The sequence below is a fragment of the Roseateles sp. GW823-FHT07B05 genome (assembly GCF_058794515.1).
The window spans coordinates 728,938-745,480 of the sequence record NZ_JBXAGX010000001.1 but is presented as its reverse complement, the minus strand read 5'-3'; the positions used below and the strand labels follow the sequence as shown (position 1 = coordinate 745,480).

Here is a 16,543-nt window from a genome sequence, read left to right as displayed (position 1 = left end):
GGATAATTCGCCACCAATCCCCCTCTTGAAACCAGGGCATCGCGCCCCATGTCGACGCGGTTGCCTCTTTTTCTGCCATGACTACCGACACCTCTCTGCCCGAAGACGCCGCTGGCGCCCCCGAGCCCACGGCCGCCGAACTGAACCCCGAGATCAAGATCGCCGAGCTCGAAGGCCGCCTGGCCGAGATGAGCGACGCCTACTTGCGCGCCAAGGCCGAGGCCGAGAACGTGCGCCGCCGTGCCGAGGAAGACATCGCCAAGGCGCGCAAGTTCGCCGTCGAGGCCTTCGCCGAGGCGATGCTGCCGGTCATGGACAGCCTGGAAGGCGCCATCGCCACGCCCAACGCCAGCGTCGACACCGTGCTGGAAGGCGTGCACGCCACGCGCCGCCAGCTGTCCAGCGCGCTGGAGCGCAACCGCGTCGTCGAGATCAACCCGGGCCAGGGCGCCAAGTTCGACCCGCACCAGCACCAGGCCATCTCCGTGGTGCCGGCGCCCACGCAGGACGCCAACACGGTGGTCACCGTGCTGCAGAAGGGCTTCCTGATCGCCGACCGCGTGCTGCGCCCGGCACTCGTGACGGTTGCCGCGCCGAAGTAATACACATGCAGCCGTTCCCTTGAAACGGCGCAAGTTATCCACAACTCGAACACATCACCAAATCCTCAGGAGCATCCCATGGGAAAGATCATCGGCATTGACCTCGGCACCACCAACTCGTGCGTGGCGGTCATGGAAGGCAACACGACCCGCGTCATCGAGAACGCCGAAGGCGCTCGCACGACGCCGTCCATCATTGCCTACCAGGAAGACGGCGAGATCCTCGTCGGCGCCTCGGCCAAGCGCCAGTCGGTGACCAACCCGAAGAACACGCTGTACGCGGTGAAGCGCCTGATCGGCCGCAAGTTCTCCGAGAAGGAAGTGCAGAAGGACATCGACCTGATGCCCTACACCATCGCCGCCGCCGACAACGGCGACGCCTGGGTGGAAGTGCGCGGCAAGAAGTTCGCGCCCCCGCAGGTCTCGGCCGAAGTGCTGCGCAAGATGAAGAAGACCGCCGAGGACTACCTCGGCGAGGAAGTGACCGAGGCCGTCATCACGGTGCCGGCCTACTTCAACGACGCGCAGCGTCAGGCCACCAAGGACGCCGGCCGCATCGCCGGCCTGGACGTCAAGCGCATCATCAACGAGCCCACCGCCGCGGCGCTGGCCTTCGGCCTGGACAAGCACGGCAAGGGCGACCGCAAGATCGCCGTCTATGACCTGGGTGGCGGCACGTTCGACGTGTCCATCATCGAGATCGCCGACGTGGACGGCGAGAAGCAGTTCGAAGTGCTGTCGACCAACGGCGACACCTTCCTGGGCGGCGAAGACTTCGACCAGCGCATCATTGATTACATCGTCACCGAGTTCAAGAAGGAACAAGGCGTCGACCTGACCAAGGACGTGCTGGCCCTGCAGCGCCTGAAGGAAGCCGCTGAAAAGGCCAAGATCGAGCTGTCCAACTCGTCGCAGACCGACGTCAACCTGCCTTACATCACGGCAGACGCGACCGGCCCGAAGCACCTGAACGTCAAGCTGACCCGCGCCAAGCTGGAGTCGCTGGTGGACGAACTGATCGAACGCACGATCGCCCCCTGCCGCATGGCCATCAAGGATGCCGGCGTGTCCGTGGCCGACATCGACGACATCATCCTGGTCGGCGGCATGAGCCGCATGCCCAAGGTGCAGGAGAAGGTCAAGGAGTTCTTCGGCAAGGAGCCGCGCAAGGACGTCAACCCCGACGAGGCCGTGGCTGTCGGTGCCGCCATCCAGGGCCAGGTCCTGGGCGGCGAGCGCAAGGACGTGCTGCTCCTGGACGTCACCCCGCTGAGCCTGGGCATCGAGACCCTGGGCGGCGTGATGACGAAGATGATCAAGAAGAACACGACCATCCCGACGAAGTTCTCGCAGACGTTCTCCACGGCTGACGACAACCAGCCGGCCGTGACGATCAAGGTCTACCAGGGCGAGCGCGAGCTGGCCCAGGCCAACAAGTCGCTGGGCGAGTTCAACCTCGAAGGCATCCCGCCGGCACCGCGCGGCGTGCCCCAGATCGAGGTCTCCTTCGACATCGACGCGAACGGCATCCTGCACGTCGGCGCCAAGGACAAGGGCACCGGCAAGGAAAACAAGATCACCATCAAGGCGAACTCGGGCCTGTCGGAAGCCGAGATCGAGAAGATGGTGAAGGACGCCGAAGCCAACGCGGCCGAGGACAAGAAGAAGGTCGAGCTGGTGCAGGCCCGCAACCAGGCCGACGGCCTGGTGCACAGCGTGCGCAAGTCGGTGGCCGAGCATGGCGACAAGCTGGATGCGGCCGAGAAGGACGCTATCGAAGCCGCCGCCAAGGACCTGGAAGAAGCCATCAAGGGCGACGACCAGGCCGCCATCGAGGCCAAGACCGAGACGCTGATGACCGCCAGCCAGAAGCTGGGCGAGAAGATCTACGCCGACCAGCAGGCCGCCCAGGCTGCTGCGGGTGCCGCCGCTGGCGCCGCCGAGCAACCGCAGGCCGCGCCGCAAGGCGAAGCCAAGCGCCCGGCCGACGACAACGTCGTGGATGCCGACTTCAAGGAAGTCAAGGACAGCAAGTAAGCCCTCGATGACTTCACGGCCCGGGAGCGCTTGACTGCGCCCTCGGGCCTTTGCCCTTCAAAGAAGACAGCATGGCTTCCAAGCGCGATTACTACGAAGTCCTCGGCCTCGCGAAAAACGCGACCGAGGAGGACATCAAGAAGGCCTACCGCAAGCTGGCCATGAAGTACCACCCCGACCGCAACCAGGGCGACGGGGCGAAGAAGGCCGAGGAACAGTTCAAGGAGGCCAAGGAGGCCTACGAGATGCTGTCCGACGCGCAGAAGCGCGCGGCCTACGACCAGTACGGCCATGCCGGCGTGGACCCCAACATGGGTGCCGGCCGCGGCGGCCCGGGCGCGGAGGGCTTCGGCGGCTTTGCCGAGGCCTTCGGCGACATCTTCGGCGACATCTTCGGCGGCCAGGGCGGCGGCCAGCGCCGCGGTGGCGGCGGCCAGCAGGTCTACCGCGGCAGCGACCTCAGCTACGCGATGGAGATCACGCTGGAAGAGGCCGCACGCGGCAAGGAAACGCAGATCCGCATCCCGAGCTGGGAAGGCTGCGAGACCTGCGGCGGCTCGGGCGCCAAGCCCGGCACCAGCGCCAAGAGCTGCGGCTCCTGCGGCGGCTCGGGCACGGTGCACATGCGCCAGGGCTTCTTCAGCATCCAGCAGACCTGCCCGCACTGCCACGGCAGCGGCAAGATCATTCCCGACCCCTGCACGGCCTGCAACGGCCAGGGCAAGGTGAAGAAGCAGAAGACGCTGGAAGTGAAGATCCCGGCCGGCATCAACGAGGGCATGCGCATCCGCTCGGCGGGCAATGGCGAGCCCGGCGTGAACGGCGGCCCGGCGGGCGATCTCTACATCGAGATCCGCATCAAGCAGCACGACATCTTCGAGCGCGACGGCGACGACCTGCACTGCACGATGCCCGTGTCGATGATCACGGCCGCGCTGGGCGGCACGATCGAGGTGCCGACGCTGGGCGGCAAGGCCGAGATCGAGCTGCCCGAGGGCACGCAGCACGGCAAGACCTTCCGCCTGCGCGGCAAGGGCATCAAGGGCGTGCGCTCCAGCTACCCCGGCGACCTGTACTGCCACATCGCCGTGGAAACGCCGGTCAAGCTCACCGAGCATCAGAAGAAGCTGCTCAAGGAGCTGGACGAGTCGCTGAAGAAGGGCGGCGAGAAGCATTCGCCCAACGCCAAGACTTGGACCGACCGCGTCAAGGACTTGTTCAAATAAGCCCTTCCGGGCCGATCAGCCGCGGCACTCCGCCAGGAGACCGCGGCTTTTTTCATGGTCGGCGCCGTCGTCACCGCAGATGCCATCGCGTCGGATGTCACGAAATGCAGCGAGAACGCGCGTTAACCACCGCTCCCTTCTCGCTGGGGAAAACCTAAAGTCCATGGACTGTCATACCGATGACTCATAAGTGATGCTGCCTGTGCGTTTCCCGATCAGAGTCCACGGCCCCGCGCCGGGAAGGGAACACGCATGTTCCTGATGGACCAGACCATCCAGGCCGCGTCGGCGCTGATCATTGACAGCAACGCCAACTCGCGCAGCCTGATGTCGGCCCAGCTGCGCGACCTGGGCGTGGGCACCGTGCGCCAGACGCCGCGCGTGAAGGACGCCCGCGTGATGCTGGAGCACCAGACCTTCGACATCGTGCTGTGCGACTACCACTTCGACACGAGCGACACGTCGGGACAGGACCTGCTGGACGAGCTGCGCCGCGAAGGCCTGCTGCCCTACTCCACCGTCTTCGTGATGGTGACCAGCGAAGCCACCTACGCCAAGGTGGCCGAGGCGGCGGAGGCGGCGCTGGACGCCTATCTCATCAAGCCCTACACCAGCGCCAACCTGGCCGAGCGACTGGCGAGCGCGCGCCAGCGCAAGCGCATCCTGAAGGACATCTTCGAGGCCATCGAGGCCGAGGACTTCGAGACCGCCGCCAACCTGTGCCTGGCGCGCTTCGAGGCCAAGGGCAAGTACTGGCTCTACGCCGCACGCATCGGCGCCGAGCTGCTGCTGCGGCTCAAGCGCTTCGAAGACGCCCGGGCGCTGTACGAGGCCATCATCGCGGCCAAGACGGTGCCCTGGGCACGGCTGGGCGTGGCGCGCACCGAGGTGGCCGGCGGCAACCTGCAGAAGGCCCGCCGCACGCTGGAAAACCTCATCGGCGAGCTGCCCGACTACGCCGACTCGCACGACCTGATGGGCCACGTGCAGATGGAACAGGGCGACCTGCAGGAGGCGCTCAAGACCTACCAGATCGCCGCCACGCTGACGCCCGGCTGCCTGCTGCGGCTGCAGCGCTGCGGCTCGCTGGGCTTCTACGCCGGCCAGCGCGCCGACTCGCTGCGCATGCTGGAGCGCGCCATGTCGCAGGGGCTGCGCTCCAAGCTGTTCGACATGCTCAGCGTCGTCCTCATCGGCCTGATGCGCTTCGACAACAAGGACTACAAGGGCTTCAAGTACGCGCACGACGCGTTGACGGCCGCGCTGGAACGCGCGCCGGGCTCCATCCGGCTGCAGCGCTTCGACCTCGTGTTCCGCGGCCTGTCCTTCCTGCTCGAACGCCGCGTGGGCCAGGCGCTGGTGGTCGCACGCGAGTTCACCGAGCACGCCGACGCCGGCAACTTCGACCTGGAGGCCGCGTCGCTGCTGACAGCGCTGTGGATACGACTGTCCAGCCAGGAGGTGGAGCTGGAGGAGATGATGCCCATCCTGCGCAGCCTGGGCACGCGCTACTGCTCCGCCAAGGCCAGCACCGAGATCCTCGTCGCGATGACCGAGGGCCACATCGGCGCGGCCGAGCAGTTCCGCGACTGCCACCAGCAGGTCTTCAGCGTCGCCGAAACGGCCATGCGCCACTCGCTGCGAGGCAGCGCCAAGATGGCAGTGGAGCTGCTCATCCAGCAGGGCGAGCTGACACGCAACGCCAAGCTCATCGACATGGCCGGCCTGGTGCTCAAGCGCCATGCCGAGAAGATCGAGGAGGCCGGCACGCTGGCCGAACAGATCGACGTGCTGCACGGCCGCTTTGTCAGGCCCATGGGTGGCGGCTCGTCCAAGGCACGCGCGACCGGCGGCGTCGCACTGCGCACCGGCGCCGCGGCCTCCGTGCCGGCCTGACGCCAGCTGGCGGACGGCCCGGGCGCCGCACTGGCGGCAGAATGCGCCCGCCCCCGCCTCTCCGACTGCCATGACTTTTCTCAAGCGCCTGCTGGCCTGGTTCCGCCCCGACACCGCCCGCCCTCTGACCCAGGCCTGGCTGGCCGCCCTGTGGATGGGGCTGCTCGCCAACTGGCCGCTGTGGAAGCAGCTGCAGGCGCTGCCGGGCATCGGCCTCGGGTTCACGCTGGTGTTCGCCGGCATGGTCACGGCCGCCACCGGCGCCGTGCTGAGCCTGCTGGCTTGGCCGCGGCTCATCAAGGGCGTGCTGGCCGTGCTGCTGCTCAGCGCCGGCGCGCTGGCCTATTTCATCGGCAGCTACGGCATCGTGTTCGACCCGACGATGGTCGTGAACATGGCGCAGACCGACGTGCGCGAGACGCGCGACCTGCTGAGCTGGAAGCTGTTCGCCAGCCTGCTGCTGCTGGGCGCGCTGCCCGCCCGGTGGCTGCTGCGCCGCCCGAAAGCGCCGGCGCAGTCGGCCGGCAAACGGCTGGGCGGCAACCTCGCGTCCTTCGGCCTGGGCCTCGTCGTCATGGTGCTGCTGGCGCTGAGCGTGTTCGCGACGCTGTCGTCGACGATGCGCAACCACAAGTCCATCCGCTACATGGTCACGCCGCTGAACGCCGTCTACTCGGTCAGCATCGTCGGCGTGCGCAGCCTGTCCGGCCCCAAGGGCCCGCCGGTGGTCATCGGCGCCGACGCGCGCCTGCTGCCGCGCGCCGACGGCGCCAAGCCGCCGCTGCTGCTGCTGGTCGTCGGCGAGACGGCGCGGGCGATGAACTTCAGCCTCAACGGCTACGCGCGGCCGACCAACCCCGAGCTGTCCAAATTGCCGGTCGTCAGCCTGCGCGACGTGAGCTCCTGCGGCACCGCCACGGCCGCCTCCCTGCCCTGCATGTTCGCGCCGCAGGGCCGGGCCGGCTTCGATGCCGACAAGCCCCAGGAGAACCTGCTGGACGTGCTGCAGCGCGCCGGCCTGGCCGTGCTGTGGCTGGACAACCAGAGCGGCTGCAAAGGCCTGTGCGACCGCGTGCCCAACAGCTTCACGTCCAAGCTGCCCGATGGCGCCACGCCGCTGCCCGCCAGCCTGTGCCACAAGGATGAACTGGAAGGCGCCGAGTGCTTCGACGAGGCGCTGCTGCACGAGCTGGACAAGCGCATCGCCGCGCTGGACCCGGAGCGCGTGAAGCGCGGCCTGGTGCTCGTCATGCACCAGATGGGCAGCCACGGCCCGGCCTACTTCAAGCGCTCGCCGGACGAGCTCAAGCGCTTCCTGCCCGAGTGCAAGAGCAACCAGCTGCAGGACTGCGAGCGGCAGCAGGTCGTCAACGGCTACGACAACACGCTGCTGACGACCGACCGCCTGCTGGCCCGCTCCATCGCGTGGCTGCAGGCGCAGCAGGACCGTTTCGATACCGGCATGCTGTACGTGTCGGACCACGGCGAATCGCTGGGCGAGAACGGCCTGTACCTGCACGGCATGCCGTACGCGATGGCCCCGAAGGAGCAGACGCACGTGCCCATGATCCTGTGGGTACCCGAAGGCGGCGCGCTGGCGGCATCGATGAAGCCCGGCTGCCTGGCCACGCTGCGCGACAAGCCGGCGTCGCACGACAACCTGTTCCACACGACGATGGGCTGGGTGGGCGCGCGGGCGGATGTTTACAAGGCGGAGTGGGACTTGCTGGCCGGCTGCCGCCAATAAGCGCGCCTCAGGCGCCACCACGCCGGCTCGGTTTGAACAGGGAGGGCAATAGATGGGCATCACCGCGAAACATCGCGCCATGGCCGCGCTGCTGGCGCTGCTGTCGTGTACCGGCGCCCGCGCTGCGAGCTTCGACTGCAAGCTGGCCAAGACGCCGATGGAACGGGCCATCTGCGGCAACGCGGCGCTGTCGGCGCTGGACGAGCGCATGGCGCAGTCCTACCAGCGCGCACTGGCCGCGTTGAGCCCCGCCGGCGGCACCGCGCTGAAGACGTCACAGCGCGCCTGGCTGCGCTACGCGCCACAGGTCTGCAAGCCGGCGCCGCAGACCCGGGTGTCCGACGAAGCCTGCCTGTCGCGAGAATTGCAGGAACGCATCAAGCGCCTCGATCAAGCCGGCGTGAAGCTCGGCGTCCTCGTGCTGAACCACGTCGACCAGTACGACGCGCGCCCCGGCCCGCCTGGGGACGACACCGGCGGACGAGCCGGCATGGTCACCCATCACGTCGGGCATGTGCAGATTGACGGCGTGACCACGCCCGACCAACTCGCCTGGAACCGCGCGCAGAAGCCGCCGGAACCGCCAACCATGCCGAGCGACAGCGATGATGACTCGACGGCAGACATCCTCAGCGATGCCACCATCGCCTGCGGCAATGCTCGCCTGTTGAGTCTCGAGAGGACGAGCTTTCGTTATTCCCACGGCGCGCCCCATGGCATCTACGACGTATTCCCGACGACGGTGCTGCTCCAGGCCGACATGCGCCCGCTGACGGCGGCGGACCTGTTCGCCAAGGATTCCGGCTGGCAGGCCAGGCTGCCCACGCTGTTCTGGCAGACCTATGCGAGCGGAGCCGACGCCTACAAGGCCGATCCGGTGGAACGGACGGTTCGTGAGGTCGCCGCAGACGAGCGCCGCTGGCTGATCACACCTGTGGGCCTGCGCATCAGCTTCAGCGCCTACGAGGCCGGCAGCTACGCCGGCACGCCCGGCCCCATCACGGTGCCCTGGGCCGCGCTCAAGCCGCTGTTGATCGGCAATGCCGCGCCGGCCTGCGACGTGTCGTTCTTCGACAAGCGCTGACGGCAGCGCGACCGCGACTAGAACAGATCCCCCTGCGCCGACGGCTTGCGCGGCGGCGTGAACAGCGCCAGCTGCACCGGCCGGCGCTCGGTGCGCAGGCCCAGCTTGGCCGCCGCCCGCCGCAGGCGTGCGCGCAGCAGGTCGGCCCAGATGCCTTCGCCGGTGAAGCGGGTGCCGAAGCGTGCGTCGTTGTCCTTGCCGCCGCGCATGTCGCGGATGCGGGCCATCACGCGGTCGGCGCGGTCGGGGAAGTGACGCTGCAGCCAGTCCTGGAACAGCGGGTTCACCTCCCACGGCAGCCGCACCGGGATGCTGAAGGCGCTGCTGGCGCCGGCCGCGGCGGCGACCTCCAGGATGCGCTCCAGCTCCGGCTCGTTGATGAACGGGATGATGGGCGACACGCTGACGCCCACCGGCACGCCCGCGTCCGCCAGCGCCTTGATCGTGCGCAGCCGCCGCGCCGGCGCCGCGGCGCGCGGCTCCAGGATGCGGGCGAGGTCGTTGTCCAGCGTCGTCACCGACAGGTAGGCCGACACCAGCCCCTGCGCGGCCATCGGCGCGATGAGGTCGAGATCACGCTCGATGCCGCTGCTCTTGGTGACGACGGAGAACGGGTGGCCGGTCTCGGCCAGCACCTCGACGATGCGGCGCGTGATGCCCAGCCGGCGCTCCACCGGCTGGTAGGCGTCCGTCGCGGTGCCCAGCACCAGCGAGCGTGGTTCGTAGCGCGCGCCGGCCAGCGTCTCGCGCAGCCGCTCGGCGGCGTTGACCTTGGCGACGATGCGGGTCTCGAAGTCCAGCCCCGGCGACAGGTTCAGGTAGCTGTGCGTGGGCCGGGCGAAGCAGTAGACGCAACCATGCTCACAGCCGCGGTAGGGGTTGATGGAGTAGTCGAACGAGATGTCGGGCGACTGGTTGCTGGTGACGATCTTCCTGGCCATCTCCTCGATGACCTGGGTGGCCGGCGGCAGGTGTTCCTCGGCGGCGTCCTGGTCCAGCGAGCCCCAGCCGTCGTCGTACTGCTCGCGCTCGCGCCGCTCGAAGCGGTGCGGCATGGCCGTGGCCGTGCCGCGGCCCTTGATGGACTCGGCGGCAACCAGGTTCGGCTGGGCGGCGGCAATGCGAATGGGTGCGCGCGACATGCTGTAAATATATACAGCTTTTAGGCCTGCCGGGCACCTGCCCATCGGCCACACCCTAGACTGAGCGGAGATGACGATTCCCGTGACGAGTTCCGCAGGCCTGGCCCGCCTGCGCGACCAGAGTGACTACCTGCGCCTGCTGGCCGCCCGCGTGACCGGCGGCGCCGCCAACCAGATGCTGATGGTGGCGCTGGGCTGGCAGATGTACGACCTGACCGGCAGCGCCTGGGAGCTGGGGCTGGTGGGCCTGGCGCAGTTCCTGCCCGCGCTGCTGCTGACGCTGCCGGCCGGCCATGTGGTGGACCAGCACGACCGCCGCCTGCTGCTGGCCGCCAGCCTCGGGCTGCAGTTGCTGACGGCCACCTGCCTGGCGCTGGCCAGCGGCGGCGGCTGGGTGGGGCCCGGCCTCATCCTGGGCCTGTCCATCGTGCTGGGCTGCGCCCGGGCGCTGCAGATGCCGGCGCAGCAGGCGCTGATGCCGTCGCTGGTGCCGGTGGAGCTGCTGCCGCGCGCGGTGGCGACGTCCAGTTCCACGATGCAGGCAGCCATCATTGCCGGCCCGGCGCTGGGCGGCGTGCTGTACGCGCTGGGGCCGTGGGCGGCCGGCCGCGTCGCGCACGGCACGTCGGCGGCCGCCGCGGCGCACTGGGGTGCGGCCATCGTCTATGGCGTGTCGCTGCTGCTGCTGGTTTGCGCCGTGCTGGCGGTGCTGTCCATCCGCCACCGCCCCCTGCAGCCGCGCCGCGCGGCGCCGGGCCTGGCGCAGCTGACGGCGGGCATCCGCTTCATCTGGCAGCGCCCGGTGGTGCTGGGCGCCATCTCGCTGGACCTGTTCGCCGTGCTGCTGGGCGGCGCCACGGCGTTGCTGCCCATCTTCGCGAAAGACATCCTGCACACCGGCCCCGAGGGCCTGGGCCTGCTGCGCTCGGCGCCGGCGCTGGGCGCCGTCGTCGTCGGCGTGTGGCTATCGCGCCGGCCCATCACGCGCCGTGCCGGGCACTGGCTGCTGGGCGCCGTGGGCGTGTTCGGCCTGGCGATGATCGCGTTCGCGCTGACGACGTCGTTCGTCGTCGCCTTCATCGTGCTGGCCGTCAGCGGCGCGGCGGACATGGTCAGCGTCGTCATCCGCCAGTCGCTGGTCCAGCTGGAAACGCCGGACGACATGCGCGGCCGCGTCGGCGCGGTGAACTCGGTCTTCATCGGCGCCAGCAACCAGCTGGGCGAGTTCGAGTCCGGCGCCACCGCGGCGCTGCTGGGGCCGGTGGGCTCGGTGCTGCTGGGCGGCTTTGGCGTGCTGGCGGTCGTGGCGCTGTGGTTCAGGCTGTTCCCGGCACTGGCGCAGCGCGACCGCCTGCACTGAGCGCGTCTACCGGCTGGACGGAAACGCGAACACCGCGCTCTCGCGCACGCCCGACGACGGCCAGCGCTGCGTGATCTGCTTGCGGCGCGTGTAGAAGCGCACCGCATCGGGCCCGTAGGCGTTCAGGTCGCCGAACAGCGAACGCTTCCAGCCGCCGAAGGAGTGGTAGGCCACCGGCACCGGCAGCGGCACGTTGACGCCCACCATGCCGACCTGGATGTGGTCGGTGAAGTGGCGGGCCGTCTCGCCGTCGCGCGTGAAGATGCAGGTGCCGTTGCCGTACTCGTGGGCGTCGATCAGCGCCATGGCCTCGGCCAGGCTCTGCACGCGCACGAGGCCCAGCACCGGGCCGAAGATCTCTTCCTCGTAGATGCGCATGCCGGGCCGCACGCGGTCGAACAGGCAGGGGCCGAGGAAGTAGCCGCCCTCGTGCCCGGCCACCGTGAGGCTGCGGCCGTCCACCACCAGCTCGGCGCCCTCCTCCACGCCCTGGGCCACGTAGCCGCGCACCTTGTCCAGGTGCGGCTTCGTGACCAGCGGGCCCATGTCGCAGCCGGCCTCGCGGCCCGCCCCGATCTTCATGCGGGCCATCTCGGCCACCAGCTTGTCGCGCAGCGCGTCGGCCGTCGCGTCGCCCACGGCCACCACCAGCGGGATGGCCATGCAGCGCTCGCCGCAGGAGCCGAAGGCCGCGCCCATCAGCGCGCTGACCGCGTTGTCCAGATCCGCATCGGGCATGACGACCGCGTGGTTCTTCGCGCCGCCCAGCGCCTGCACGCGCTTGCCGTGCTTCGTGCCCGTCGCATAGATGTATTCGGCGATGGGCGTGGAGCCGACGAAGCTGACGGCCTGCACGCGCGGGTCGGTCAGCAGCGTGTCCACCGCCTCCTTGTCGCCCATGACGACGTTCAACACGCCCGGCGGCAGGCCGGCTTCCTGCGCCAGCTGCGCGATGAGCAGCGCGCTGCTCGGGTCGCGCTCCGAGGGCTTGAGCACGAAGGTATTGCCGCAGGCCACGGCCATGGGCCACATCCACAGCGGCACCATGGCCGGGAAGTTGAACGGCGTGATGCCGGCGCAGACGCCCAGCGCCTGGAACTCCGACCAGGCGTCGATGCCCGGGCCGACGTTGCGGCTGTGCTCGCCCTTCAGCAGCTCGGGCGCGTAGCTCGCGTACTCGACGTTCTCGATGCCGCGCTGCAGCTCGCCCAGGCTGTCGGCCAGCACCTTGCCGTGCTCGTCGGTGATGAGGCGGCAGATCGCGTCGGCATGCTGCTCCAGCAGCTCCTTGAGGCGGCTCATGACGCGTGCGCGCTTCAACGGCGGCGTGTTGCGCCAGCCGGGGAAGGCGGCCTGCGCGGCAGCGATGGCCGACTCGACCGTCGCGCGGTCCGCCAGGCGCACCTGGGCGGCGACGCGGCCGGTGGCGGGGTTGAAGACGTCGGCCGAGCGGCTGCCGCCGTCGACCTGCTGGCCGTTGATGAGATGGGTGATCACGGGAGAGTGGGCTGTTGAAGGTTCAGGCAGTGGCTTCGAAGCAGTCGCCCAGGGCCGACACCAGCGTGTCGATCTCGGCCGGCGTGCTGATGAAGGGCGGTGCGAGCTGGATGGTGTCGCCACCGTAGCGCACGTAGAAGCCCTTGGCGTACATGGCCATCGCGATGTCGAACGGCCGCTTCGCCGGCTCGCCCGGCAGCGCCGCGACGGTGATGCCCGCGGCCAGGCCGAAGTTGCGGATGTCGGCCACATGCTTCACGCCGCGCAGGCCGTGCACCGCGTTCTCGAACATCGGCGCCAGCGCGTTCACGCGCTCCAGCGCATGGTCGCGCGCCAGCAGGTCCAGCGAGGCCAGGCCGGCCGCGCAGGCCACCGGGTGGGCGGAGTAGGTGTAGCCGTGCGGGAACTCGAGCATGTAGTCCGGCCCGCCCTGGGCCATGAAGGTGTCGTGGATGGCCTGCTTGGCGACGACGACGCCCAGCGGCTGCACGCCGTTGGTGATCTGCTTGGCGGCGGTCAGGATGTCCGGCGTCACGCCGAAGGCCTCGGCGCCCGTCCACGACCCCGTGCGGCCGAAGCCGGTGATGACCTCGTCGAAGATCAGCAGGATGTCGTGCGCCGTGCAGATCTCGCGCAGCCGCTGCAGATAGCCCACCGGCGGGATGACGACGCCGGCCGAGCCCGAGAACGGCTCGACGATGACGGCCGCGATGTTGCTCGCATCGTGCAGCGCGATCAGCTGCAGCAGCTCGTCGGCCAGCGCCGCGCCGTGCGGGCCCTCGGCCGGCGGCATGCCCTTGAAGAAGCTGCCGCTGGGCGGCTGCGTGTGCGGCAGGTGGTCGGCCTCCACGCCCTGGCCGAAAGTCTTGCGGTTGGCCACCATCCCGCCCACCGAGATGCCGCCGAAGTTGACGCCGTGGTAGCCCTTGAGACGGCCGATCAGCCGCGTCTTGCTGGCCTGGCCCTTGGCGCGCCAGTAGGCCCGCGCCATCTTCAGCGCCGTGTCGGCCGACTCCGAGCCCGAGCCGGTGAAGAACACGCGGTTCAGGCCGGCAGGCATCTTCTCGACGAGCCGGTTCGCCAGCTCGAACGACAGCGGGTGGCCGAACTGGAAGGCCGGCGAATAGTCCAGCTCGCGCACCTGGCGGCTGACGGCGTCGACGATCTCGGTGCGCCCATGGCCCAGGCCCGTGCACCACAGGCCCGAGAGCCCGTCAAAGATGCGCCGGCCGTCGTCGGTGCGGTAGTAGGCGCCCTCGGCGCCGGTCAGCAGGCGCGGGTTGGCCTTGAACTGGCGGTTGCCGGTGAACGGCATCCAGTGGGCATCCATCCAGCCGTCGGGTCGCTGGGGTGTCGTTGGGGACATGGGCTCGGGCTCCTCGCTACAGAGGGCTGCATGCTGCCCAGGCCATTGATTTCCAAGAATGGCAACATATCAATGTTCACTTGACTGGATATGAAACCAATGAATGCCTCGCTGCCGGGCCAGATCGCCGACGTGGACCTGCGGCTGCTGCGCGTCTTCAAGACCGTTGTCGAATGCGGCGGCATGGCGGCGGCCGAGCTGGAGCTCAACGTCGGTATGCCGACGATCAGCCGGCAGATCAAGGACCTGGAGGAACGGCTGGGCCTGGTGCTGTGCCGCCGCGGCCGCGCCGGCTTTGCGCTGACGGCCGAGGGCGCCGAGCTGTATGCCGCCGCGCAGCAGCTGCTGGCCGCGACGACGGACTTCCGCACCCGGCTGCAGGAGATCCACCAGCAGATCGGCGGCGACCTGCACCTGGCGCTGTTCGAGAAGACCGTCAGCAACCCCGCCTGCCACATCGACCGCGCGCTGGCGCAGTTCCACGCGGCCGCGCCGGGCGTGCAGCTGCACGTGCATGTCGGCACCATCACCGACATCGAGCAGGGCGTGCTGTCGGGCCGCTTCCAGGTGGGCGTTATCCCCGAACACCGGCGCTCCGACAGCCTGGCCTACCGCCCGCTGTTCGGTGAGGCGATGCACCTGTACGCCGGCGCCGGGCACCCCTGGTTTGCGGCCGATGCCCGCTGGCAATGGGCCGACCTGCGCCGCCAGAAGCTGGCCGGCCTGGGCTACCACTCACCCAACCTGCGGCTGGCGCACCAGCATCAGCTGCAGCGGCACGCCACCGCGTCGGACCAGGAGGGCGTGGCCACGCTGGTGCTGAGCGGCGGCTTCGTCGGCTTCCTGCCCGACCACTACGCGCAGCCATTCGTCGCCGCCGGCCGCATGCGCGCCGTGTCGCCCGACACGCTGGGCTACGACTGCAGCTTCGCCTGCATCTACCGCCACGATCCGCAGCCCACGCGGGCCGCGTGGACGCTGGTGCAGGCGCTGGAGGCCGCGCACGCGCCCGGCTGAGCGGCGCCCCGCGTCAGTACTCGTCGCGTTCCACGCCCACGTAGCCCGGCGCGAGGTTCTCGAACTTGGTGTGCATGCGCTGGAACATCAGCTTCACGGTGCCCACCGGGCCATTCCGCTGCTTGGCAATGATGATCTCGGCCACACCCGGCTCCTTGCACTCGTCCTTGGTGTAGTACTCGTCGCGGTAGATGAACATGATGATGTCCGCGTCCTGCTCGATGGCGCCGGACTCGCGCAGGTCGGACATCATGGGCCGCTTGTCGGGCCGCTGCTCCACCGAGCGGTTCAGCTGCGACAGCGCGATGACGGGGCAGCGCAGCTCCTTGGCCAGCGCCTTCAGGCCCCGCGAGATCTCGCCCAGCACGGTCGCGCGGTTTTCCTCGCTGCCGCCGCCGTTGCCGGTCATCAGCTGCAGGTAGTCGATGACGATCAGCCCCAGCTGGCCGCTGATGCGCGCCTGCCGCCGCGCCCGGGCGCGCACCTCGCTGGGCGAGAGGCCGGGGCTCTCGTCGATGTAGATGGCGGCCTTGCCCAGCTTGTCGACGGCCTCGGACAGCCGGCTCCATTCGTCGTCCTTGAGCTGGCCGGTGCGCAGGTGGCTCTGGTCGATGCGGCCGATGGAGCCCACCATCCGCAAGGCCAGCTGCGCGGCACCCATTTCCATCGAGTAGATGACGACCGGCAGGCCCTCGTTGATGGCGACGTTCTCGGCGATGTTGACGGCGAACGCCGTCTTGCCCATGGACGGGCGCGCGGCCAGCACGATGAGGTCGCCCGGCTGCAGGCCGGCGGTCTGCTTGTCCAGGTCAAAGAAGCCGGTGCGCACGCCGGTCACGTCCTGGTACCCGGCCTCGGCCAGTTCGTTGACGCGGTCGATCAGCGCGATGACGAGCCGGTCCATGCTCTGGAAGCCCTGCTGGCTGCGCGAGCCCTCCTCGCCGATCTTGAAGATCTTGCCTTCGGCCTCGTCCAGGATCTGCGTGACGGCCTTGCCCTGCGGGTTCATCGCGGCGGTGGCGATCTCGTCGGACGTCGCCACCAGCTTGCGCAGGATGGCGCGTTCGCGAACGATCTCGGCGTAGCGGCGCAGGTTGGCGGCGCTCGGCACGCTCTGCGCCAGCGCGTTCAGGTAGGCCAGACCGCCGCAGTCCTCGGCACGGCCCAGCGAGGTCAGCTCGTCGAAGACGGTCACCACGTCGGCCGGCTTGCCGGCGTTGACGAGCTTGCCGATGGCCGCAAACACCTGCTTGTGCTCGAAGCGGTAGAAGTCGCTGTCGGTCAGCAGGTCGGCCGCCTTGTCCCAGGCCGAGTTGTCGATCAACAGGCCGCCGAGCACGCTCTGCTCGGCCTCCACCGAATGCGGCGGCACGCGCAGGCGGGCGACCTCGTCGTCTTGCGGCGCGGCGGAAGAGGATGCGGGGAAGATCGCGGACATGCCTGTGGACAAAGCTGTGAACGAACTGGGGGCAAACGGTGGAGCGGGTGGGAAAACCCGGTCCTGAAAGACAGAAGGCCGAAACCCTCGAGGGTATCGGCCTTCTTTCGATGATGCGGTGACTGGCTGTC

At 69.0% G+C, this 16,543-nt stretch carries 12 protein-coding genes; 8 read left to right on the top strand and 4 right to left on the bottom strand.

All coding sequences use genetic code 11. From position 1 onward, the window contains the following. The first annotated feature begins 77 nt into the window (after positions 1-77). The 6 genes from grpE (at position 78) to AC1Q7O_RS03045 (ending at position 8,592) form a co-directional block, all read left to right on the top strand. Positions 78-602, top strand: coding sequence for a nucleotide exchange factor GrpE (gene grpE / locus AC1Q7O_RS03070; protein WP_492658472.1), 525 nt, complete (start codon positions 78-80; stop codon positions 600-602). A 36-nt stretch (positions 603-638) separates the two neighbouring features. Beyond that, positions 639-2,639, top strand: coding sequence for a molecular chaperone DnaK (gene dnaK, locus AC1Q7O_RS03065; protein WP_492658656.1), 2,001 nt, complete (start codon positions 639-641; stop codon positions 2,637-2,639). Between the two features lie 71 nt (positions 2,640-2,710). Then, complete coding sequence (gene dnaJ / locus AC1Q7O_RS03060; protein WP_492658473.1) at positions 2,711-3,865, top strand: molecular chaperone DnaJ; 1,155 nt, start codon at positions 2,711-2,713, stop codon at positions 3,863-3,865. A 252-nt stretch (positions 3,866-4,117) separates the two neighbouring features. After that, complete coding sequence (locus AC1Q7O_RS03055; protein ID WP_492658474.1) at positions 4,118-5,761, top strand: response regulator; 1,644 nt, start codon at positions 4,118-4,120, stop codon at positions 5,759-5,761. A gap of 70 nt (positions 5,762-5,831) precedes the next feature. Then, entirely contained in the window at positions 5,832-7,508 is a 1,677-nt protein-coding gene (locus tag AC1Q7O_RS03050) for a phosphoethanolamine transferase (RefSeq protein ID WP_492658475.1), read from the top strand. Positions 7,509-7,587: 79 nt separating this feature from the next. Next, positions 7,588-8,592: a lysozyme inhibitor LprI family protein gene (locus tag AC1Q7O_RS03045; protein ID WP_492662661.1), complete on the top strand. Its 1,005-nt coding sequence runs from the start codon at positions 7,588-7,590 to the stop codon at positions 8,590-8,592. A 17-nt stretch (positions 8,593-8,609) separates the two neighbouring features. Here the strand turns inward: AC1Q7O_RS03045 and AC1Q7O_RS03040 are convergent, their stop codons facing one another. Further along, positions 8,610-9,734 (bottom strand): PA0069 family radical SAM protein, encoded by a 1,125-nt coding sequence (locus tag AC1Q7O_RS03040; RefSeq protein ID WP_492658477.1) that lies wholly within the window; start codon positions 9,732-9,734, stop codon positions 8,610-8,612. Positions 9,735-9,804: 70 nt separating this feature from the next. Between AC1Q7O_RS03040 and AC1Q7O_RS03035 the strand changes: the two genes are divergently transcribed. Then, positions 9,805-11,094: an MFS transporter gene (locus AC1Q7O_RS03035; RefSeq protein WP_492658478.1), complete on the top strand. Its 1,290-nt coding sequence runs from the start codon at positions 9,805-9,807 to the stop codon at positions 11,092-11,094. Positions 11,095-11,100: 6 nt separating this feature from the next. On the opposite strand, the gene AC1Q7O_RS03030 is transcribed toward AC1Q7O_RS03035, so the two are convergent. Both AC1Q7O_RS03030 and aptA read right to left on the bottom strand, forming a co-directional pair. Continuing rightward, entirely contained in the window at positions 11,101-12,591 is a 1,491-nt protein-coding gene (locus tag AC1Q7O_RS03030; protein WP_492658479.1) for a CoA-acylating methylmalonate-semialdehyde dehydrogenase, read from the bottom strand. Positions 12,592-12,613: 22 nt separating this feature from the next. After that, a complete protein-coding gene (aptA, locus tag AC1Q7O_RS03025) occupies positions 12,614-13,957 on the bottom strand; it encodes an omega-aminotransferase AptA (RefSeq protein WP_492658480.1) in 1,344 nt (447 codons plus the stop codon). A gap of 90 nt (positions 13,958-14,047) precedes the next feature. On the opposite strand from aptA, the gene AC1Q7O_RS03020 reads away from it, so the two are divergent. Further along, complete coding sequence (locus tag AC1Q7O_RS03020) at positions 14,048-14,974, top strand: LysR family transcriptional regulator (RefSeq protein ID WP_492658481.1); 927 nt, start codon at positions 14,048-14,050, stop codon at positions 14,972-14,974. A 13-nt stretch (positions 14,975-14,987) separates the two neighbouring features. On the opposite strand, the gene dnaB is transcribed toward AC1Q7O_RS03020, so the two are convergent. Further along, complete coding sequence (gene dnaB, locus AC1Q7O_RS03015) at positions 14,988-16,412, bottom strand: replicative DNA helicase (RefSeq protein ID WP_492658482.1); 1,425 nt, start codon at positions 16,410-16,412, stop codon at positions 14,988-14,990. Positions 16,413-16,543: the final 131 nt, after the last annotated feature.